Origin of the sequence: Haemophilus influenzae (genome assembly GCF_001457655.1) — a bacterium.
GTDB classification, from domain to species: Bacteria; Pseudomonadota; Gammaproteobacteria; order Enterobacterales; family Pasteurellaceae; genus Haemophilus; species Haemophilus influenzae.
Genome location: NZ_LN831035.1, coordinates 953,222 through 976,179 on the forward strand (window position 1 = coordinate 953,222; position 22,958 = coordinate 976,179).

Sequence of the window (22,958 nt, forward strand, 5' to 3'; positions counted from 1 at the left end):
AAATAAGGTGGAAATATGCAACAACACAATCTCTCAACAACATTTGTCCATGCAGGGCGTCAAAAACGTTTTTCACAAGGATCGGTAAACCCTGTTTTACAGCGAGCTTCTTCATTACTATTTGACAGTATTGAAGATAAAAAACACGCTACTCAACGTAGAGCAAAAGGCGAATTATTTTATGGCAGAAGAGGGACGCTAACACATTTTGCTTTACAAGATTTAATGTGCGAAATGGAGGGGGGGGCAGGTTGTTATCTTTATCCTTGTGGTACAGCAGCAGTAACTAATTCGATTCTTTCTTTTGTTAAAACTGGCGACCATGTGTTAATGAGTGGTGCAGCTTACGAGCCAACCCAATATTTCTGTAATATTGTGCTGAAAAAAATGCAGATCGATATAACTTATTACGATCCTCTTATTGGTGCGGATATTGCAACGCTTATTCAACCGAATACAAAAGTACTTTTCTTAGAAGCACCGAGTTCTATTACAATGGAAATTCCCGATATTCCGACTATTGTGAAGGCTGCAAGAAAGGTGAACCCTAATATTGTGATTATGATTGATAATACTTGGTCGGCAGGTGTTCTATTTAAAGCGTTAGAGCATGATATTGATATTTCTATTCAGGCGGGTACGAAATATTTAGTGGGTCATTCAGATATTATGATTGGTACTGCCGTTGCGAATGCGCGAACTTGGGATCAACTTAGAGAACATTCCTATTTAATGGGGCAAATGGTTGATGCAGATTCTGCTTATACGACTGCTCGTGGTATCCGTACATTGGGGGTACGATTAAAACAACATCAGGAAAGCAGTATTAAAGTGGCAAAATGGTTGAGTGAGCAACCAGAAGTAAAAACTGTGTACCATCCAGCTTTACCAAGTTGCCCTGGTCATGAATTCTTTTTACGTGATTTTAGTGGAAGCAGTGGTTTATTTTCTTTTGAATTAACCCAGCGATTAACTTCAGAGCAAGTATCAAAATTTATGGATCATTTTCAACTGTTCGCTATGGCTTATTCATGGGGAGGATTTGAGTCTCTAATTCTTTGTAATCAACCAGAAGAAATTGCACATATTCGTCCAAATATTAAACGTAATCTTACAGGTTCATTAATTCGTGTGCATATTGGTTTTGAAAATGTGGATGAACTAATTGCAGATTTGAAAGCTGGTTTTGAGCGAATTGCTTAAAAGTGCGGATAAAAAAATGCCTGTTTTACACAGGCATTTTTTATAGGATTATTTTTGTTCTGAAACTAAACCAATTTGGGTACCGTCAGCAAAATGAATTGAAGTCCCAATAATATCGACTTGAATACTTTTTCCAAATTGTAATGCAGGAAGATTTGCTACATAGAACGGCTGATTATTTTCTTTGTAAATAGTGAGCTATTGTGCTTCTGAAATTGTTTTATCGCTTAAATTTCATTGTTTATTCCTATTGAAGTGGTTAAATAATAGTTCAGTGGCGTTAATTATAGATCATATAGTTTGGTATGATGGTCTTTTCTTTTGAAAGTTCATAGAAGTTGTTTTATCATATTTTTCGTTTTCCTTAATCAACAGAGAAATACAATGAAACATATTCATATCTTAGGTATTTGTGGCACATTTATGGGCGGTGTGGCGATGATTGCTAAACAAATGGGCTATCACGTAACGGGTTCCGATACTAATGTTTACCCTCCAATGAACACTTTTTTAGAAGAGCAAGGTATCGAGATTATTCCAAATTATGATGTTGCACAATTACAACCTGCGCCTGATATGGTAATTGTTGGTAATGCGATGAAACGTGGTAATCCTTGCGTAGAATATGTGTTGGAAAATAATTTGAAATATACATCTGGCCCTCAATGGTTACATGATCATTTATTGCGAGATCGTTGGGTATTGGCGATTTCAGGTACGCATGGAAAAACAACCACAACAGGTATGCTAACGTGGATCTTAGAACAAAATGGCTTAAAACCAGGTTTTTTAATCGGAGGAATTGCGGGTAATTTTGGCATTTCAGCTCGTTTAGGAGATAGCCCTTATTTTGTTATTGAAGCTGATGAATATGATACAGCTTTCTTTGATAAACGTTCGAAATTTGTCCATTACAATCCTCGTACACTTATCGTAAATAACATTAGTTTTGACCATGCAGATATTTTTGATGATCTCAAAGCGATCCAACGCCAATTTCATCATATGATTCGAACTATCCCAGCCAGTGGCTTGGTATTAAGTTCGGCGAGTGAACAAAGTGCAAAAGAAACTTTGGCATTGGGATGTTGGTCTCAACAGCAATTTTTAGGCAAAGATAACGAGTGGTTTGCTGAACGTATTACAAATGATGCTTCACATTTTGCTGTCTTCCATCATGGAGAAAAAGTGGCAGAAGTAAAATGGAATGTAGTGGGACAACATAATATGCATAATGCGTTAATGGCGATCGCTGCGGCTCATCATACTGGCGTTGCTATTGAAGATGCGTGCAAAGCGTTGGGATCTTTTGTGAATGCTAAACGTCGTTTAGAAGTGAAAGGTGAAGTTAATGGCATTACGGTTTATGATGATTTTGCTCATCATCCAGAAGCTATTCTTGCTACGCTAACCGCTTTACGAGATAAAGTTGGTGGTGGTGTTCGTATTCTTGCAGTGCTTGAACCTCGTTCTAACACAATGAAAATGGGTGTTCACAAAGATGACATCGCGCCTGCACTTGGTCGAGCTGATGCCGTGTTTATGCTTCAACCTGAACAACTTTCTTGGGAAGTGGCAGATATTGCAAACCAATGTGTACAACCTGCTTATTGGAATGCAAATTTAGATCGATTAGTGGATATGATTGTTGCAGAGGCTCAACCTACGGATCATATTTTAGTGATGTCTAACGGCAGTTTTGGTGGCATTCATCAAAAAATTCTTGATAAGCTAAAACTGAAATAATAAAAGTGCGGTTAATTTAGAACCTGTTTCTAAATTGACTGTACTTTTTATTTCTGACTTTTAGGCTATATTTATTTTTAATTTGTAATTCATAAAAAGGAACATTTATACAATGGCTGATCCACATATTAAATCACCGATGGATTTTTTAGATTATCTGACTGTTATTATTTACCGAACTGGTTTTGTGATAGCGGCGTTGGCTGTTCTTACAGTGAGTTGGTATCCAGATTTATCACTCACATTTATATTAATTGCGGCAACCTGTTGTGCCTCTTCGTTACACATTTACTTAAAATCTTTTCGATTGCTTTTTCAATTTGCTACTTGGATAGGATTACTTTTTTATATTAATCATTATCCTGCGTTGGCTCTTGGCGGTGCGTTACTTACTTTAGGTGGCTTGTGTTTTAAAGAATATTTTTGTTTCCGCGTGCCTTTGCTAAATTTACAGCCGATATTTGTGGCTTGCTTGTGGTTTTCGTGGGTGTTAAATAATCTTATTGCACTACGCATTTTTTCTATTATTTCTGGCGTATTACTTTTAGTTTTAGCGATACAAAAATGGCGAATGCCTTTGCATTTTGATATTGGAGATAAAACTAAATATCAAATTTAGCAAAGAAAATGACCGCACTTTTATGTGCGGTCATTGTTTTTAGAAAGATTTATTTAGCTAAACATTCCATGTAGCTATCTGCAGTAGATTGCAAGAATGTTGCATAAGAATTTTTACCTAAAGTAACTTTATCGCCAATTGGGTCGAGTTGTCCTACATTGACTTTAGTATTTTTCGCTAAAGACTCAATCACTTTTGGCGTAAATTGAGGCTCTGCGAATAAGCAATTTACTTTATGTTCATCAATTTCTTCTTTAATGTGCGCTAAAGTTTTTGCACCCGGTGCCACTAATGGATTGATGGTAAAGTAACCCGTTTGTTTTAAACCATAAGCATCGTTGAAATAACCATAAGCATCGTGGAAAACGTAGAAACCTTTATCTTTAACATTTGCAAGTTGTGCCGTAATTTTTTCACTTTGTTCTGCCAAAGTGCGGTTAAAATCTGAAAGATTTTGTGCAATTAACGCTTTTTTATCTGGGAATTGTGCAGTTAATTTATCCGCTACTTTTTGTGCAACAATTTTGCTGATAGCTGGAGAATACCAAACGTGCCAGTTTGTTGTTAAACCCTCGTGATGATCGTGATCATGATGTTCGTGATCGTGTTTATGCTCGTGTTTATGATCATGGTCGTGGTCGTGTTTATGATCATGTTTGTGTTCGTGCTTATGGTCATGATCGCCATCTTCATGGAAATGCTCGTGGTGAGCTTTACTTAATAAAGGTTTTACATCCGCAAGATCGGCAATGGTAATCACTTTTTTACGTTCAATTTGGCTAATTGGTTTGTCTAAGAATGAATCAATGTCTTCACCAATCCATACAACTAAATCTGCAGATTTTACTTTTTGAATATCAGATAATTTCAAATTGTAATCATGCGGAGAGGCGCCTGCAGGAACAAGGACTTGTGTACCAGTTACGCCATCTGCAATAGATGAAACAATAAAGCCTAAAGGTTTTACTGATGCTAATACATCGGCATTCGCCATCATTGGCGCACTTAAAAGTGCGGCAGAAACGGCACTAATTTTTAAAAGTTTTTTCATATTTATGTTTCCTTACTTGTTGGTAGTAATTCTCAAAGGGAAAAAAGAGTACGCCTTTTTATATAAATTGCAACGATTTTATAGTAAAAAGAGGGAAAATTTTTCATTTTCAAAGTCAATAGGTTTCATTCAATAAAAAATGCACATTTATGGTCAATGTGCATTTTCAAGAGGTGATTAAGATTTTTTCTTTAGTAATTTATCTATTACACGAGAAACGGCAAAAAAACCAAAGGTTGCCGTAATCATCGTGGCTGCACCAAATCCGTTTGCGCAATTCATTGTGGCAGAAGTAGAACAGCCTTCAGTCATTTGTGGGAATATTAAAGGTTGTGTTGAAAATACCGCATCGATACTAAATTTGCGCTTTGGATTTTGGCTAAAATTGTAATCCTTGCGTAAAACTGACCGCACTTTGGCGAGCAGCGGATCCTGAATAGTTTTACTGAGATCGGCAATTTGAATTTGGGTTGGATCAGTTTGACCGCCAGCACCGCCAATAGTAATCACATTAATTTTGTTACGTTTACAATAAGCAATCAGCGACGCTTTAGTTTTCACATTGTCAATGGCATCAATGACGTAGTCATAGCCTCGGTTGAGATAATCCGATTGATTCTCTGGCGAGATAAAATCATCAATAATATTGACGGTACATTCTGGGTTAATTAATTTTACTCGCTCTGACATGACTTCAGTTTTTAATTTGCCGATTGTGCCGCTCATCGCAGGAAGTTGGCGATTGATATTTGTGACGCAAATATCATCCATATCAATTAATGTGAGTTCGCAAATACCTGAACGTGCTAAGGCCTCCACGACCCAAGAACCCACGCCACCAATGCCTATTACGCAAATATGCGCTTGGCGTAAGCGCGCTAAGCCATCAGGCGTATAAAGTCGCCCAATGCCACCAAAGCGTTGTTCGTAATTATCTATTCTAGCCATTACCGTAATACCCATACTCTACCGTAGTGTTTTGAAAGCCCTGCAATATGTCCTGCTCTAGCACCGATACCACGATATAAGTCAAAGTGATGACCTTTCACTGCACCGCCTACATCAAGTGCAACCATTAAGTGTAATTTGTGTGTGCCAATCCAGTTTCCGTTATTATCAATGTCGGGTACTTCGACTAAAAGCACAGAACCAGACGGGATAATATTGCGATCTGATGCCACTGAAGCCATTGCTACAAGAGGAACGCCCGCAGAGCCTTTCACTTTGCCACTTGGATCATTTTTAAAGAATACATAAGCTTCATTGCGTTCTAACAAGCTTTGTACACGAGAGGGATTACGATTACCCCATTCTCGAATTGCTTGAATAGACATTTTTTCTTTTGGAATTTCGCCATCTTCTACTAATAAACGCCCGATAGCCGTGTAAGGGTAACCATTTTGTCCTGCGTAAGCAAAATAGTTAAGATTACCATCGCCAAAATCTACATAGCCACTGCCTTGTACACCAAGTAAAAAGTTTTCTAACATTGAATCGCTATATGCTAACTCTAATCTTTTTCCCGTTAATGCGCCCGCATAAATTTGTGCTCGACTTAGACGTTTTTTTACAGGCATACGATAAATTGGATTTTTAAATTGACCTTGTGGGGTATGACGAGCATAAAGTATAGGCGAATAATAGCCTGTCATCAGTACATTTTGATACCCATCAAATCCACGCATAATTTGCGGATGGATATTAAATTGAGTGAGTTCATTAATATTTGCCCCAGAAAGAACCCAATTTGTAATCTTTTCATAATTGTCGTAAAAATTGGTGGAAAGTTTACTCGAATAATTTTTTATATTGGAAAGCTGTGTTAAAAAATCGCCTTGATTTATTACCGCACTTTGGTTTTCTATGTTGGATACAGGCACAAGCGCTGCTTGCTGATAAGTTCGATTGGTATATTTTGCACCGAATTGTTGAGGATCACTACCATTTAAGGTGGTGGGAATCTGAATGTTTTTTATGTTAGAGGTACAAGACACCAAAAGTGCGGTAATAATTGAGATAGAAAAAGTTTTGAACCAAAATGGTTTACACACCGACATTTTCAATCCTAAAGTAAGCAGAAATAAGGTCGCATACGCTATCAAAATTTACAGAAAACAACCAGTGTTATTTAGTGAAATTGCTTAATAAAACTACACATTGAACATTTTATTAACAAACAATTGATAAAGTTTTGTTTAATTCTTGCAATTAAATTTTAAGCGAGTATAGTACGCCTCATCAGACGCGGGGTGGAGCAGCTTGGTAGCTCGTCGGGCTCATAACCCGAAGGCCGTCGGTTCAAATCCGGCCCCCGCAACCAGCAAATTTTGAAGCCCTGATTTAGAAAATCAGGGCTTTTCTTTTTACAGTTTAACTCGCTATGATGATCTCAATTAGATCATCTTTTTCTATGCTATAATCCCTCAAAATTTTCAAAATCGGTACCTAAATGAAACAATTATTTGCAACGACTTCTCGTGGCTTTGAAGAATTATTAAAAGTTGAACTCACTGAACTTGGTGCGCAAGAGGCAAAAGTGGTTCAAGGTGGCGTTCATTATCAAGCAGATGACGAAACTTTATACCGCACTTTACTTTGGTCACGCCTTGCTTCACGCATTTTATTTCCTTTGATTGAAACTAAAATTTACAGTGATTTGGATCTTTATGCGGCTGTTTCAGGCTTTAATTGGTTAGGGCTATTTGATGAAAGAGTTACATTCTTTGTCGATTTTAATGGAACCAACCAAGAAATTCGTCATACTCAATTTGGTGCGATGCGCGTTAAAGATGGAATTGTCGATTACTTTGAACGTCAAGGTAAAGCTCGTCCCGATGTAGATAAAATTCAGCCGGACGTGCGTATCCATGCTTATTTGAATCGTGAAAATTTAGTGATTTCTTTAGATTTAAGTGGGGAAGCATTACATTTACGAGGCTATCGTGAAGATGCAGGTCAAGCTCCTTTACGTGAAACTCTAGCTGCGGCAATTGTTCTGCGTTCAGGTTGGCAAGTGGGTTCTCCATTAGTAGATCCAATGTGTGGCTCTGGCACGCTTTTAATTGAGGCGGCACAAATGGAAGCCAAAATTGCACCGCAACTTTATCGTTTACATTGGGGATTTGATTTTTGGAAAGCGCATAATCAATCGGCTTGGGAAAAAGTAAAAAATGAAGCGATTGAATTAGCAGAAGAAAAACAACGTGAAATTCAACCGCACTTTTATGGATTTGACCTCGATCACCGCGTATTAAAAAAGGCGCAAAAGAATGCACAAAATGCAGGTGTTTCACATTTAATTAAATGGCAGCAAGGTGATGTTGCAGCGTTGAAAAATCCTCGTTTAAATGAAGTCGGTACGGTTATCTGTAATCCACCTTATGGGGAACGCTTAGGCACAACCCCAGCATTGATCGCGCTCTATTCTGTATTTGGGCAAAGACTTAAAAAAGAATTTTGTGGTTGGAATGTTTCTGTTTTTAGTAGCGAATCCACATTACTTGATTGTTTGAGAATGCGTGCCAGCCGACAGTTTAAAGCCAAAAATGGCCCATTAGATTGTGTGCAGAAGAATTATCAAGTTTCAGAACGAAAATCTGACGAAATTACCGCTGAAAATGAACTAGAATTTAACCGCACTTCGGAGGTTGCAACCGATTTTGCTAATCGATTACAAAAAAATATTAAGAAAATTAGTAAATGGGCAAAGCAACAAGGATTAGACGCTTATCGTTTATATGATGCCGATTTGCCAGAATATAATTTAGCCGTTGATCGTTATGCAGATTACATTGTTGTGCAAGAATATGCAGCACCGAAAAATATTGATGAAAATAAAGCGCGTCAGCGTTTGTTAGATGCGGTTACTGCAACTTTGCACGTTACAGGTGTAGAAACGAATAAGTTGATCCTCAAAGTTCGTCAGAAACAAAAAGGTACTAACCAATATGAGAAATTAGCCAATAAAGGCGAATACTTTTATGTGAATGAATATGGCGCGCAGCTTTGGGTAAATTTGACAGATTATTTAGACACGGGCTTATTTTTAGATCACCGTTTAACAAGAAAAATGATTGGAGCGTTGGCAAAAGGTAAAGATTTCTTAAATTTATTTGCTTATACTGGTTCTGCAACTGTTCATGCGGCACTTGGTGGCGCTAAATCGACAACGACCGTTGATATGTCCAATACTTATCTTAATTGGGCGGAGCAAAATCTTATTTTGAATGATATTGAAGGTAAACAACATAAATTAATTCAAGCAGATTGCCTTCAATGGTTAGAAAAATGTGATCGTCAATTTGATTTGATATTTGTGGATCCACCGACGTTTTCAAATTCTAAACGTATGGAAGACAGTTGGGATGTGCAACGAGATCATGTGAAATTAATGCGCAATCTAAAACGAGTTTTGTCGAATAATGGCACAATTGTTTTCTCGAATAATAAACGTGGATTCAAAATGAATTTAGTTGCGTTGGAAGAATTAGGTTTAAGTGCGGTAGAAATTTCGCATAAAACCTTACCGTTAGATTTTGAACGTAATAAACAAATTCATAATTGTTGGATGATTCAACATATATAATGATTTGCCAAGTTGTAAAAATAGTCGAAAAAATAGTGAATTTTAAACAAACTGAATAAAAAACTATCGCTCAAACATTTTTTTTCAAAAAGTGCTAGACAAGGTTTTATGAAATCATTAATATACGCCCCCGCAACGACGACGCAGTAACGCGTTCGTAGCTCAGTTGGATAGAGCGTTGGCCTCCGGAGCCAAAGGTCGCAAGTTCGAATCTTGTCGAGCGCGCCAGGTCAGTGCAATAACAACTTTTAATGGTGGCTATAGCTCAGTTGGTAGAGCCCTGGATTGTGATTCCAGTTGTCGTGGGTTCGAATCCCATTAGCCACCCCATCTTATCTTTATAAGATCTGACGGCGAGTAGCGCAGCTTGGTAGCGCAACTGGTTTGGGACCAGTGGGTCGTAGGTTCAAATCCTATCTCGCCGACCACTTTATTTTGCTCTTTAACAATATATCAGACAATCTGTGTGGGCACTTGTTGATTGACTTGTTTTAAAACTATTTTTAATTTTGAAGTCTTAATAGGTGCTTAACTGAAAATTCATCATTACTTTTTTAAGTAGTGTTTCTATTTATAGCTAAGTAGTTTATTGAGCGATTGAACTTGAATTGAAGAGTTTGATCATGGCTCAGATTGAACGCTGGCGGCAGGCTTAACACATGCAAGTCGAACGGTAGCAGGAGGAAGCTTGCTTTCTTGCTGACGAGTGGCGGACGGGTGAGTAATGCTTGGGAATCTGGCTTATGGAGGGGGATAACGACGGGAAACTGTCGCTAATACCGCGTAGTGTCGAGAGACGAAAGTGCGGGACTGTAAAGCCGCATGCCATAGGATGAGCCCAAGTGGGATTAGGTAGTTGGTGGGGTAAATGCCTACCAAGCCTGCGATCTCTAGCTGGTCTGAGAGGATGACCAGCCACACTGGAACTGAGACACGGTCCAGACTCCTACGGGAGGCAGCAGTGGGGAATATTGCGCAATGGGGGGAACCCTGACGCAGCCATGCCGCGTGAATGAAGAAGGCCTTCGGGTTGTAAAGTTCTTTCGGTATTGAGGAAGGTTGATGTGTTAATAGCACATCAAATTGACGTTAAATACAGAAGAAGCACCGGCTAACTCCGTGCCAGCAGCCGCGGTAATACGGAGGGTGCGAGCGTTAATCGGAATAACTGGGCGTAAAGGGCACGCAGGCGGTTATTTAAGTGAGGTGTGAAAGCCCCGGGCTTAACCTGGGAATTGCATTTCAGACTGGGTAACTAGAGTACTTTAGGGAGGGGTAGAATTCCACGTGTAGCGGTGAAATGCGTAGAGATGTGGAGGAATACCGAAGGCGAAGGCAGCCCCTTGGGAATGTACTGACGCTCATGTGCGAAAGCGTGGGGAGCAAACAGGATTAGATACCCTGGTAGTCCACGCTGTAAACGCTGTCGATTTGGGGGTTGGGGTTTAACTCTGGCGCCCGTAGCTAACGTGATAAATCGACCGCCTGGGGAGTACGGCCGCAAGGTTAAAACTCAAATGAATTGACGGGGGCCCGCACAAGCGGTGGAGCATGTGGTTTAATTCGATGCAACGCGAAGAACCTTACCTACTCTTGACATCCTAAGAAGAGCTCAGAGATGAGCTTGTGCCTTCGGGAACTTAGAGACAGGTGCTGCATGGCTGTCGTCAGCTCGTGTTGTGAAATGTTGGGTTAAGTCCCGCAACGAGCGCAACCCTTATCCTTTGTTGCCAGCGACTTGGTCGGGAACTCAAAGGAGACTGCCAGTGATAAACTGGAGGAAGGTGGGGATGACGTCAAGTCATCATGGCCCTTACGAGTAGGGCTACACACGTGCTACAATGGCGTATACAGAGGGAAGCGAAGCTGCGAGGTGGAGCGAATCTCATAAAGTACGTCTAAGTCCGGATTGGAGTCTGCAACTCGACTCCATGAAGTCGGAATCGCTAGTAATCGCGAATCAGAATGTCGCGGTGAATACGTTCCCGGGCCTTGTACACACCGCCCGTCACACCATGGGAGTGGGTTGTACCAGAAGTAGATAGCTTAACCTTTTGGAGGGCGTTTACCACGGTATGATTCATGACTGGGGTGAAGTCGTAACAAGGTAACCGTAGGGGAACCTGCGGTTGGATCACCTCCTTACTGAAGACGAGAGACAGCGAGTGCTCACACAGATTGGCTGATAGTTGTAGACAAGATTAAAAACGAAGCGAAAGCAACGTTGAAAAATAAACGTTAAAAGATAAAAAGAAAATAGAGTATCTTTAATTGATGTCCCCATCGTCTAGAGGCCTAGGACATCGCCCTTTCACGGCGGTAACCGGGGTTCGAATCCCCGTGGGGACGCCAATTAAAGATAACTTTATTAGATTGTCTTACTGTTCTTTAAAAAATTGGAAACAAGCTGAAAACAAGAGATTTTCGAGAGAAAGTCTGAGTAGGCAAGACAGGAAAGTGAAAGAGAGAACTGAAAAGGAAACTCTAAAAACAAACCTGTTTTGTAAAAAAATCTTGATTGAACAAAAGCAATCAAGTGTTTAGTTGAATAAAAATACGCATCAAATTGACCGCACTTTGAAGTGAAAACGTAAAGTGATTGAAAACATTTGAGGTTGTATAGTTAAGTGACTAAGCGTACAAGGTGGATGCCTTGGCAATCAGAGGCGAAGAAGGACGTGCTAATCTGCGAAAAGCTTGGATGAGTCGATAAGAGGCGTTTAATCCAAGATATCCGAATGGGGAAACCCAGTAGATGAAGAATCTACTATCAACAAGTGAATTCATAGCTTGTTGAGGCAAACCGGGAGAACTGAAACATCTAAGTACCCCGAGGAAAAGAAATCAACCGAGATTTCGTCAGTAGCGGCGAGCGAAAGCGAAAGAGCCAGTAAGTGATAGCAGTATAGTGAGGAGAATGTGTTGGGAAGCACAATCAAAGAGGGTGATAATCCCGTATCTAAAAACCATATTGTGGTACTAAGCTAACGAGAAGTAGGGCGGGACACGTGATATCCTGTTTGAAGAAGGGGGGCCCATCCTCCAAGGCTAAATACTCCTGATTGACCGATAGTGAACCAGTACTGTGAAGGAAAGGCGAAAAGAACCCCGGTGAGGGGAGTGAAATAGAACCTGAAACCTTGTACGTACAAGCAGTGGGAGCCCCATCACTTAATCCGATTGGAAGGTGATGAAAAGCAACCGCACTTAAACAATGGTAAGAGGAGCGAAGCGAGTCAAACCACCCAAAAGAAGCAGTGGGATTAAGTGATGGGGTGACTGCGTACCTTTTGTATAATGGGTCAGCGACTTATATTTTGTAGCGAGGTTAACCGAATAGGGGAGCCGAAGGGAAACCGAGTCTTAACTGGGCGAATAGTTGCAAGGTATAGACCCGAAACCCGGTGATCTAGCCATGGGCAGGTTGAAGGTTGGGTAACACTAACTGGAGGACCGAACCGACTAATGTTGAAAAATTAGCGGATGACTTGTGGCTGGGGGTGAAAGGCCAATCAAACCGGGAGATAGCTGGTTCTCCCCGAAATCTATTTAGGTAGAGCCTTGAGGTGACACCTTTGGGGGTAGAGCACTGTTTCGGCTAGGGGTCCATCCCGGATTACCAACCCGATGCAAACTACGAATACCAAAGAGTGATACTCAGGAGACACACGGCGGGTGCTAACGTCCGTCGTGGAGAGGGAAACAACCCAGACCGCCAGCTAAGGTCCCCAAGTCTATATTAAGTGGGAAACGAAGTGGGAAGGCTTAGACAGCTAGGATGTTGGCTTAGAAGCAGCCATCATTTAAAGAAAGCGTAATAGCTCACTAGTCGAGTCGGCCTGCGCGGAAGATGTAACGGGGCTGAAATATAGCACCGAAGCTGCGGCATCAGGCGTATCACTAATACGCCTTACGATTAACAACATGGAATGGCGCGAAGCGACATGAAAGGTTGTTCAAGCAACCCGAACGTTGAGTCGGGGTATTTTTGAAGTAAGGATTATTAGTGATACGCCTGTTGGGTAGGGGAGCGTTGTGTAAGCGGAAGAAGGTTCATCGAGAGGTGGGCTGGACGTATCACAAGTGCGAATGCTGACATAAGTAACGATAAAACGGGTGAAAAACCCGTTCGCCGGAAGACCAAGGGTTCCTGTCCAACGTTAATCGGGGCAGGGTGAGTCGGCTCCTAAGGCGAGGCTGAAAAGCGTAGTCGATGGGAAACAGGTTAATATTCCTGTACTTGGTAAAGCTGCGATGTGGGGACGGAGTAGGTTAGGTTATCGCACTGTTGGATATGTGCGTTTAAGTTGGTAGGTGGGAAGTTTAGGCAAATCCGGACTTCCTTAACACAGAGAGATGATGACGAGGCTCTACGGAGCTGAAGTAACTGATACCACACTTCCAGGAAAAGCCACTAAGCGAAAGGCTTTACTAAACCGTACTGAAAACCGACACAGGTGGTCAGGTAGAGAATACTCAGGCGCTTGAGAGAACTCGGGTGAAGGAACTAGGCAAAATAGCACCGTAACTTCGGGAGAAGGTGCGCCGGCGTAGATTGTAGTCCCTAGCGGGCGAAGGTTGAACCGGTCGAAGATACCAGCTGGCTGCAACTGTTTATTAAAAACACAGCACTCTGCAAACACGAAAGTGGACGTATAGGGTGTGATGCCTGCCCGGTGCTGGAAGGTTAATTGATGGTGTCATCGCAAGAGAAGCACCTGATCGAAGCCCCAGTAAACGGCGGCCGTAACTATAACGGTCCTAAGGTAGCGAAATTCCTTGTCGGGTAAGTTCCGACCTGCACGAATGGCATAATGATGGCCAGGCTGTCTCCACCCGAGACTCAGTGAAATTGAAATCGCCGTGAAGATGCGGTGTACCCGCGGCTAGACGGAAAGACCCCGTGAACCTTTACTATAGCTTGACACTGAACATTGAATTTTGATGTGTAGGATAGGTGGGAGCCTTTGAAGCAGTGACGCCAGTCATTGTGGAGGCGACCTTGAAATACCACCCTTTAACGTTTGATGTTCTAACGAAGATGACGAAACGTGGTCTCGGACAGTGTCTGGTGGGTAGTTTGACTGGGGCGGTCTCCTCCCAAAGCGTAACGGAGGAGCACGAAGGTTTGCTAATCACGGTCGGACATCGTGAGGTTAGTGCAATGGTATAAGCAAGCTTAACTGCGAGACAGACAAGTCGAGCAGGTACGAAAGTAGGTCATAGTGATCCGGTGGTTCTGAATGGAAGGGCCATCGCTCAACGGATAAAAGGTACTCCGGGGATAACAGGCTGATACCGCCCAAGAGTTCATATCGACGGCGGTGTTTGGCACCTCGATGTCGGCTCATCACATCCTGGGGCTGAAGTAGGTCCCAAGGGTATGGCTGTTCGCCATTTAAAGTGGTACGCGAGCTGGGTTTAGAACGTCGTGAGACAGTTCGGTCCCTATCTGCCGTGGGCGTTGGATGATTGATTGGGGCTGCTCCTAGTACGAGAGGACCGGAGTGGACGCATCACTGGTGTTCCAGTTGTCTCGCCAGAGGCATTGCTGGGTAGCTAAATGCGGAAGAGATAAGTGCTGAAAGCATCTAAGCACGAAACTTGCCAAGAGATGAGTCATCCCTGACTTTAAGTCAGTAAGGGTTGTTGTAGACTACGACGTAGATAGGTCAGGTGTGTAAGTGTAGTGATACATTGAGCTAACAGATACTAATTGCCCGAGAGGCTTAACTATACAACGCTCAAGTGTTTTTGGGAGCTAAGTGAAGTAAGAGATGAAAAGCGAAGCAAATAAAAGTAGAGCGGAAACCGAAGTAAAAGACTAAACAAAGAAAAGTAAATATAGAAGACTTAATAGAGAGAAAATTGAGTTCAGCTTGTGACCAATAAGAACGAGTGAAAGGTAGAGGAAAGACTGAGTAACGAGAGATAAAAGAGACGAGAGATAAAAGAGAAAAGACGAGTTATCAAAGAATTATCCCGGCGGCGATAGTGCGGTGGAACCACCTGAGACCATACCGAACTCAGAAGTGAAACGCTGTAATGCCGATGGTAGTGTGGGGTTTCCCCATGTGAGAGTAGGGCACCGCCGGGTTACCAAATAAAAATCTAAATATAAATCTATCTAAGACAGATAAAATTAAATTAAGTAAAAACAGAATTAAAATTAAAAAAATTAGATAAAGAAAAAATAACCCCAGTTGAAAAACTAGGGTTTTTGTTTTTTCCTAAAAATCAGAATATTTGAATTCTTTGTAAGGTTGTTGTATTGCTGTAAAAAATTTCTCTAGATTAACCATACTTTGATAGATAAATGTAATTATTCCTAAATCTATAAATATATTCTAATATTTTTAAAGTAATTAATAACCTATATGTATTTTGTTCGTACTCTTTACTATTTAGGACATTGCTATAAATTTATAACAGGATACATTGTAATTATGTTATAAAGGTACATTGCTTTTATATGAAAAGTTATATCAAATTATTAATAACTTGTTACATAATACTGGAGCTTTAACTTTCTTCTTAATAGTTTATTCTAATGATATTCTTATATTAGAAAAGTTAGTAAGACATAAGGTGTCGTTTTGAATAGTGATATTTGTGAAAACTAATGATATTAATCGGAAAGAAAGAAAAACAAGAATAAATATGCGTTGGCTTTGTTGTTAGACTAGACATTAAATTATATTTAAATTTTTAGGTGAGTTTAGTTTCTATTATGAATAGTAATAGGGTAAAGATAAAATATAATTTTAATACTCATCTATAATTTCAGATATTGTATTTATTTTGGATTTATTATTTAAATTTGCTCTTCAAAGAATACTAAAATTAGTATAGGGGATTATACCTATTATCTCTACATTCTTTAATGATGTATTTATCTTAATATATCTCCTATATTAAGATAAATTTTCTGTAAATTTTTTTCAAAAAAGTATATTTATGATTAATCTTGTATAATGGACATTATAGTTAGGTTTTGCTTAATTATAGTTATGATAAAGCCCGATTAGATTCAATCGGGCTATTTATTCTAAAATTTCTGAGATAGGCTAAATTTGATATTTCTACCTGTTCCAGAAGCCAATTCGCCTAGATAAGGGTTGTATGCTCGATTGAATAAATTATCCACTGTAATCTTAATATTCATACCTTTAATTTTTGCAGGGCTCCAAGAAAGGAATAGGTTATGTAGGCTATATCCTCTTGAAGCTGGCAATGACCAATATTTTGCTTCAGGGTCACCAGATAATGGTGATCGATCTTGTCTTCTTACAAACTCAGCACGCCAGCCAGCTGTAAAATTATATTTGGGAATATTAAAACCTAAAGCAGTAGTTGCTTTTCTAGGGGGTATTTCTGCAATCCATGTTGAGGTTTTACCCCATGGGTTTCTTGGTGAGGTGTCACGTTTTCCTTTTACATAAGAATATGTTATCTCACCAAATAAATAAGTAGATTGGTAATAAGCTTCTAACTCTGCACCTTGAATAACATAACCTGGCAAATTACGATAATTTCCAATGATTTTAGGACAAACATGATTGGTATCTGCAGCATTGCCTACACAATTAACTCCTCTGGTTTTAAATATTTCATTCTTGCCGCGATTGTAAAAATAAGTAGTTCTAAATTGAAAAACATCATTTTCCTGAAATAGATGATTGAGAGTAATAATTCCACCCACTCTCGTTTGATTAATCATTTCTTTTTCTAAATTTAAAGAGGTTGCTGTTACAGGCCCAGAAGATTGCTTATATTGCGTCTCATATTGTTCATCAATAACAGGTGCACGCCAAGTTCTACTAAAATTTGTAAATAAACTTAAATAATGGTTTACATCATACTTAAGACCTAAATAATAAGACCAGCCATTATAATTTTTCTGACTATAATTCTGCCCCACAGATATATCATTATATTGTGGTGCAAAATTTTTCTGCCCTATATTATTGATATGGTCATAACGCACTCCTGTGCTAAAAATTATATTCTTCCATGTTATTTGATCTTGTAAATAAAGTGCCTGTGTATATTGACGTCCAGAAGGCATATAATAAGGTTGAAAATAGCCATAATTATAGTCCTCTTTTTTCACTTTACTTTTATCGTACATTAAAGTATTTCTTGTGTTTTTTAACCATTGCAAACCAAATAGTAGTTCATGCCGAGTACTTTTGATATTAAAAGTACTTGTGTTATTTATATCAAAAGTAAGATCTGAATAAGTTATCCAGCTTTGATTACCGAGTGTACCCAGAAATACAGGAGGGGCTTTTTCGGGGCGAGTATCATTTTGTGTGGTTTTACTGTAGCTGAACTGAGTAGATAAGTTAATCCATGGGTTATTTTCAGGTAGATAGTTGTATTTTAATGTGTAATTTTTATCTTTTTGATCTCGATAAACCAGTTTACGTTTCCAAGCAATATCAGCACCATAACGCATTATATCACCCGAACTTGGTTTAGGTAGGATATCTCTTTTTGCTGCGAAAGGCTCCCAGCCTTTATGAATACCATAAACACTCGATAATGTGAGTAAATGCTCGGGTGAAATTTGCCAATTTACTTTTATTAATCCGGTTTTTTGATTATTTTTTGAAAAAAGAATTTTGCTATTATCGGGTCTTTTATAATCGCCAGCATTTCTTACAGAACCAAATAATAATAAATCAATATTTTTTTGTTCATTTTGTAAAACTAGTGCAGTACTATAAGTTTTTTGGTTATTATTGCTATTATTTCCATACTTTAAAAAACCACCTATTTTCTGGTTTTCTTGCAAGAAATCCCTAGCAGCCTTAGTTTCAAATTTTACTGTTCCAGCAAAACCACCATTACCATATTGAGGAGAATAATTTCCTTTGTCTACTGTTACTCTTCTTAATAATTCAGGCTCAATAAAAATAGAACCCTGTTGGTATTTTTCAAAACTTTTTGTAGCCCCATCTAACTGCACTCTAACATCTTCAGCGTCACCCATTCCATTAATATTTAATGTTTGCCCACCAGGACGAAATCCGCCAGCCATATTCACACCTGGTAAGATATTAATTAAGTTTGCTGCATTATCAGCTTGTTGTTGTTCGATATTTTTCTGTTTTAATACTGAACGACCAGGTAGTTTATTACTATCATCATTAGTGTTCACAATAATAGGTAATAACTCCTCTCTATTAGAATTAGAAGAATTTTGTTTTGCGGTTACATTTAGTTGAATACCTACAAGGGTAACTAATAAAAAGATACGTTTATTAATTAAAATATTCATATATACCCTTAAATCTTAATGATAATTATTTATATTTATTCTAAGTTTAACGATGATAAAAGCAAGATATTTTTACTTATATAAATTAATTGTAAGATGCAGATTTTTTATAGCCAAATACAACACTCTTTTCAAACAACAAGTCATCGAATTTTATATTCAAAATGGTAAAAATTATTCACTCATCAGTAAACATTTTCAACTTGACAGTAGAACATTGCGACATTGGATTAACCAGTTTAATCATAGTAGAATCAATTGGTTAGCTGTGTTGGGTAAGAAGCGAAATTACTCACTTAAATTTAAACTTAACGTGATACAAACGGTTAAAAACGGGCAATTTTTGTAGAAACTTCCTGTTTATACTTTTAGTTCTTCACTTTTTCTCACATTTTCGACAGCTTGATCAGTCTCAACACGTTGCATAAAAGCCGAAAGTTGTGTTAAGTGGCTGAAATCTATACCCACTGCTCGACACCAATTGAGCATAATGTAAAGATAGGCATCTGCAACGGAAATATCTTCTCCAAAATAAATGTGACTTTCTAAATGCTCATTTGCGACTGCAAGTTGATCTAAAATTTGCTCTACTGCTTGTTGGCGAATAGTGTGTGCAAGTGTTTCGTTATCTTTTGCATAGTTTGGCAAACGGAACAGAGGCACAAATGATTTATGCACATCGGAATTAAAAAATGCTAACCAGCGAGCTGCTTTGGCTTTATCACGTACGGTTTTGCTACCAAATAATTTTGAATTAGGATAAAGTTCATCTAAATAGTGCAAAATCGCTTGGTTCTGCGAAAGAACTAAATCGCCATCAACTAATACAGGTACTGCCCCGCGTGGATTCAATGATAAAAATTCAGGTGATTTAATTAACTCACGAGTGACAGGTTCAAATTCATAATCAGCATTTTCACGTATTTTTACCCACTCTAATGCCACATGTGGAACAAATGAACACGCACCAATTAAACCATATAATTTCATAAAATACTCCTGTTGGTTTATGATCTATTGATGGAATTATACTGTTTTATACGTGGAATATCTAACTTATTAAAATTGCTTCTTACTATTGTTTAATCGTAAAGTGAACTAATATTATAACAATTTAGATACTTTGATATGTTTTTTAGAGTAATGCTCTGGATATTGATGTCAATTGAAAGATAAATTTTCTATGTTATAGATATAATTTTATAATAGAATAAAGTTCCTAATTGGCTTGAATGCCAAAAAATTTAAAACAGTTATTGTAAGGCTTTGATAATAAAAAAGCGTGGAAATTTTAAAATCCACGCTTTTTTATCTTCTAGAAGGATTATTTTCCGATAACGTCTAATCCGCCCATATATGGACGTAGCTCTTCTGGCACGGTAATTGAACCATCGGCATTTTGATAGTTTTCAAGTACAGCCACTAAAGTACGACCAACCGCTAAGCCTGAACCATTTAATGTGTGCACTAAGCGAGTTTTCTTATCGCCTTTTGCTTTACAGCGAGCTTGCATACGGCGAGCTTGGAAATCCCACATATTTGAGCAAGAAGAAATTTCTCGATAAGTATTTTGTGCAGGCAGCCAAACTTCTAAATCGTAAGTTTTGCAAGAACCAAAGCCCATATCGCCTGTGCAAAGTAAAACTTTACGGTATGGTAAATTTAATAATTGCAATACTTTTTCCGCATGACCTGTTAATTCTTCAAGTGCTTCCATTGATTTATCTGGATCAACGATTTGTACCATTTCTACTTTATCAAATTGGTGCATACGAATTAAACCACGAGTATCACGACCGTAAGAGCCAGCTTCAGAACGGAAACATGGCGTATGTGCGGTCATTTTTATTGGTAATTCTGCTTCATCAATAATTACATCACGCACTAAATTAGTGACGGGCACTTCTGCGGTTGGAATTAATGCGTAAGGTTGTTCGCCTTCTAAGGCTAAAGTATGGAATAAATCTTCCCCGAATTTTGGTAATTGCCCTGTACCATAAAGTGTTGCGTGATTTACTAAATAAGGCACATAGGTTTCTAAATAGCCGTGTTGTTCAGTATGAAGATCTAACATGAATTGTGCCAATGCGCGGTGCATTTTAGCGATTTGACCTTTCATTACGGCAAAACGCGCACCAGCTAATTTAGCCCCAGCAGCAAAATCTAAGCCATTTGCTTCTTCACCCAAAGTGATATGATCTTTCACTTCAAAATCAAATGTATGCGGTGTACCCCAACGTAAGATTTCTTTATTTTCTGTGTCATCTTTGCCTAATGGCACTTCGTCTGCGGGTAGATTTGGAATACTTAATGCAATTTGATTGATTTCTGCAAGTACCGCATCTAATTGTGCTTTTGCTTCAGTCAATTGATTGCCCATATCATCCATTTCTGCCAATAATGGTGCGATATCTTCACCACGCACTTTAGCAGCACCAATGGCTTTGGAACGAGCATTACGTTCCGCTTGTAAGTTTTCGGTAGTGACTTGTAAGTTTTTGCGCTGATCTTCTAACGCGGTGAGTTTTTCCGTATCAAGCATAAAGTTGCGTTTTACTTTTAATTTTTCTGCGACTTCTGCTAAATTATTACGGAGTAAATTTGGATCGATCATAGAATTTCCTTACTTTTTTCGTTGAAATGAAAACAATCTTATTCTAGCGTGCTTTCTTCAAATAAACCAGTTTAAAAGCCAACGTATAAAAATAAAGAAAAATTGACCGCACTTTGTATTAGAATCCACGCCCCATTTAGTTAGTGGTGATGCTGATGCCGTTGATATGGTAAAAATTGAGCGTAAGGCGACAGATTCTGCGTATCATGAATTTACAAAAATTCTTACTTCATCCGCTCAATTAGTGGCTTTTTTAAATCAATCTGATTTTGTGAAAGCGAGAGCTAAAGTTGAAAATGAAACTGTTCAGCAAATTGCCTCACATTTTAAGTTTTCTCAAGAAAATAATCTTAATCAATTAATTCTATCCTCTTTTGATCGTAAAGAAGAGGATCAACTTTTTGTGGAATACATTCGTTATGTGAATAATCAAGCGCGCCAAACATTAAATAATGAATTGATTACAAAATGGAAATCGTTATTTGAAAAAAGAAAAATTACGGATTAAAGATGAGCTTTATGAATACCTCAAGAAAAAATCACAAGAATAGTAGAAAGCCGACAAATGTCGGCTTTTTTGTTGCACTGTTTTTAGTGTTACACCACAGGTTTTTGTCGATAAAACAATAAGCCTGGTAAAGCTAATCCAAATACTATTGCGCCTAGGATAAAACTGGTATTAATAAAGGAGCTAATCATCTGTTCAAATAAAGCATCAGAAAAGCCAAAATGATGAATTTGTACCATTGAAATCATTGCTTTATAAGCATGAACACCGGGGATCATGGGGATAATTGCGGCAACGGTGAAGGCTTTGGGATGGGCTAAATAACGATGGGAAAGATGCACGCCTAAAAATCCAATCACACAAGTGGCAAAGAATGTAGCAAATACAATAGGCATATTAATATGCAGTAATAATGTGCGTGTAACATGCCCAAGTGCGGCTAAAATTGCACAATATTTTAAGGCTTTGGGCGGCACATTAAATACTAAAGCAAAGCCCACCGCTGGAATCGCAGCACATAGCATATCATCGAGTAATTTCAAGATAAATATTGTGATGTCTGATAACATTTTAATGCCCCCAAGTTGTAATATGTAATAGGCTTAAAGCGAATACAATACCAAGACATGCGCCAAAAGTGAGAACAGTCGCAATCGTCCAACGGCCTAATCCCATATTCACATAACCTTTTAATATATCCGCCAAAGAATTAATCAGAGGAAACCCTGGCACAAGTAATAACACACTAGACGCTAAAGCAATTTGAGGATCGTTACCTAAGTTATATTTTAAGCTCACGCCAGAAATCAGAGAGGCGACGAAAGAGGTGATGGAAAAGACGATAAGGGGATTATAGTGCCGTTTAGAAAATTCTTGTCGCACAAACATGGCAATGGCGGCTGCCACAAAGGTAATGCTACAAATTATCCAGTCTCCGCCAGATAAATGGGCGAATGCTGCACAAGATAAGCCAATCATGAATACAACTAACCATCGGTTATATTTAAGCGGTTTTAATTGATCCAGTTTTCTTTGTACGATCTCTAACTCATACAAATGATGCTCAACGGCAATCACAATGCGTTGAACATCAGTAACCATTTGCATATTAATGCCTTTATCTGTATTTTTTCGTGCGGTAGTAATGCAATGATTATCTGATAAGGTCGTCAGCACAACTGCATTTGCCGTAAGCGCACATTCTACACTTTCTACGCCAAGTGCTACGCCTAAACGCTGTGCCATTTGCACCACCACGGTACTTTCTGCCCCATGTTGTAACAAGAGCAGTGCCGTTTGTACGCACACGCGAGTCACCGCCCGTTGATATTCGTGTTCCATATCTT

13 protein-coding genes, 5 tRNA genes, 3 rRNA genes and 1 pseudogene are annotated in these 22,958 nt (G+C 38.9%); 14 read left to right on the plus strand and 8 right to left on the minus strand.

The annotated features are described in order from the left end of the window. Positions 1–15 precede the first annotated feature (15 nt). From metC to AT683_RS04825, 3 genes are all read left to right on the plus strand, one after another. Positions 16–1,203 carry a cystathionine beta-lyase gene (gene metC, locus AT683_RS04815; RefSeq protein ID WP_011271894.1) on the plus strand — a complete coding sequence of 396 codons (1,188 nt, stop codon included), beginning with the start codon at positions 16–18 and terminating at the stop codon, positions 1,201–1,203. Between the two features lie 384 nt (positions 1,204–1,587). Beyond that, on the plus strand, positions 1,588–2,949 hold the full coding sequence (gene mpl / locus AT683_RS04820) for a UDP-N-acetylmuramate:L-alanyl-gamma-D-glutamyl-meso-diaminopimelate ligase (protein WP_038440912.1): 1,362 nt from the start codon (positions 1,588–1,590) through the stop codon (positions 2,947–2,949). A gap of 112 nt (positions 2,950–3,061) precedes the next feature. After that, the gene (locus AT683_RS04825) at positions 3,062–3,568 is read left to right on the plus strand and encodes a DUF2301 domain-containing membrane protein (protein ID WP_005653606.1); all 507 of its coding nucleotides are present in this window, start codon (positions 3,062–3,064) and stop codon (positions 3,566–3,568) included. Positions 3,569–3,617: 49 nt separating this feature from the next. Here AT683_RS04825 and znuA read toward each other — a convergent pair whose 3' ends face one another. The 3 genes from znuA to mltA form a co-directional block, all read right to left on the minus strand. Next, the gene (gene znuA / locus AT683_RS04830) at positions 3,618–4,619 is read right to left on the minus strand and encodes a zinc ABC transporter substrate-binding protein ZnuA (protein ID WP_020910008.1); all 1,002 of its coding nucleotides are present in this window, start codon (positions 4,617–4,619) and stop codon (positions 3,618–3,620) included. A gap of 177 nt (positions 4,620–4,796) precedes the next feature. Next, entirely contained in the window at positions 4,797–5,567 is a 771-nt protein-coding gene (tcdA, locus tag AT683_RS04835; RefSeq protein WP_005668509.1) for a tRNA cyclic N6-threonylcarbamoyladenosine(37) synthase TcdA, read from the minus strand. Next, positions 5,567–6,676 (minus strand): murein transglycosylase A, encoded by a 1,110-nt coding sequence (gene mltA, locus AT683_RS04840; protein ID WP_011271891.1) that lies wholly within the window; start codon positions 6,674–6,676, stop codon positions 5,567–5,569. The genes tcdA and mltA overlap by 1 nt, the downstream gene beginning before the upstream one ends. A gap of 186 nt (positions 6,677–6,862) precedes the next feature. Between mltA and AT683_RS04845 the strand changes: the two genes are divergently transcribed. From AT683_RS04845 to rrf, 9 genes are all read left to right on the plus strand, one after another. Beyond that, positions 6,863–6,939 (plus strand) — tRNA-Met (locus AT683_RS04845). A 129-nt stretch (positions 6,940–7,068) separates the two neighbouring features. Beyond that, the gene (rlmKL, locus tag AT683_RS04850) at positions 7,069–9,204 is read left to right on the plus strand and encodes a bifunctional 23S rRNA (guanine(2069)-N(7))-methyltransferase RlmK/23S rRNA (guanine(2445)-N(2))-methyltransferase RlmL (RefSeq protein WP_011271890.1); all 2,136 of its coding nucleotides are present in this window, start codon (positions 7,069–7,071) and stop codon (positions 9,202–9,204) included. Between the two features lie 151 nt (positions 9,205–9,355). Further along, positions 9,356–9,432 (plus strand) — tRNA-Arg (locus AT683_RS04855). Positions 9,433–9,458: 26 nt separating this feature from the next. Further along, a tRNA-His gene (locus tag AT683_RS04860) sits at positions 9,459–9,534 on the plus strand. A gap of 21 nt (positions 9,535–9,555) precedes the next feature. Then, positions 9,556–9,632 (plus strand) — tRNA-Pro (locus AT683_RS04865). Positions 9,633–9,809: 177 nt separating this feature from the next. Beyond that, a 16S ribosomal RNA gene (locus AT683_RS04870) occupies positions 9,810–11,349 on the plus strand. 131 nt (positions 11,350–11,480) lie between these two features. Beyond that, positions 11,481–11,556 (plus strand) — tRNA-Glu (locus AT683_RS04875). Between the two features lie 269 nt (positions 11,557–11,825). Next, a 23S ribosomal RNA gene (locus AT683_RS04880) occupies positions 11,826–14,941 on the plus strand. A 244-nt stretch (positions 14,942–15,185) separates the two neighbouring features. Beyond that, positions 15,186–15,301 (plus strand): 5S ribosomal RNA (rrf, locus tag AT683_RS04885). Together the 16S, 23S and 5S rRNA genes with 4 tRNA genes alongside form the textbook arrangement of a ribosomal RNA operon. 951 nt (positions 15,302–16,252) lie before the next feature. Here rrf and AT683_RS04890 read toward each other — a convergent pair. Then, positions 16,253–18,490, minus strand: a complete 2,238-nt coding sequence (locus AT683_RS04890) for a TonB-dependent hemoglobin/transferrin/lactoferrin family receptor (protein WP_011271889.1) — start codon at positions 18,488–18,490, stop codon at positions 16,253–16,255. Positions 18,491–18,599: 109 nt separating this feature from the next. On the opposite strand from AT683_RS04890, the pseudogene AT683_RS04895 reads away from it, so the two are divergent. Next, positions 18,600–18,833 (plus strand): annotated as a pseudogene (locus AT683_RS04895) (helix-turn-helix domain-containing protein); the annotation flags it as partial. A 17-nt stretch (positions 18,834–18,850) separates the two neighbouring features. Here AT683_RS04895 and AT683_RS04900 read toward each other — a convergent pair. Next, a complete protein-coding gene (locus AT683_RS04900; RefSeq protein ID WP_005654237.1) occupies positions 18,851–19,480 on the minus strand; it encodes a glutathione S-transferase family protein in 630 nt (209 codons plus the stop codon). A gap of 334 nt (positions 19,481–19,814) precedes the next feature. Then, positions 19,815–21,104: a serine--tRNA ligase gene (gene serS / locus AT683_RS04905; protein ID WP_011271887.1), complete on the minus strand. Its 1,290-nt coding sequence runs from the start codon at positions 21,102–21,104 to the stop codon at positions 19,815–19,817. 166 nt (positions 21,105–21,270) lie between these two features. Here serS and AT683_RS04910 point away from each other — a divergent pair, with 166 nt between their 5' ends. After that, positions 21,271–21,612, plus strand: a complete 342-nt coding sequence (locus AT683_RS04910) for a hypothetical protein (protein WP_011271886.1) — start codon at positions 21,271–21,273, stop codon at positions 21,610–21,612. A gap of 89 nt (positions 21,613–21,701) precedes the next feature. Here the strand turns inward: AT683_RS04910 and AT683_RS04915 are convergent, their stop codons facing one another. Then, positions 21,702–22,181: a threonine/serine exporter family protein gene (locus tag AT683_RS04915; RefSeq protein ID WP_011271885.1), complete on the minus strand. Its 480-nt coding sequence runs from the start codon at positions 22,179–22,181 to the stop codon at positions 21,702–21,704. 1 nt (position 22,182) lies between these two features. After that, positions 22,183–22,953: a threonine/serine exporter family protein gene (locus AT683_RS04920; RefSeq protein ID WP_013525480.1), complete on the minus strand. Its 771-nt coding sequence runs from the start codon at positions 22,951–22,953 to the stop codon at positions 22,183–22,185. Positions 22,954–22,958 lie beyond the last annotated feature (5 nt).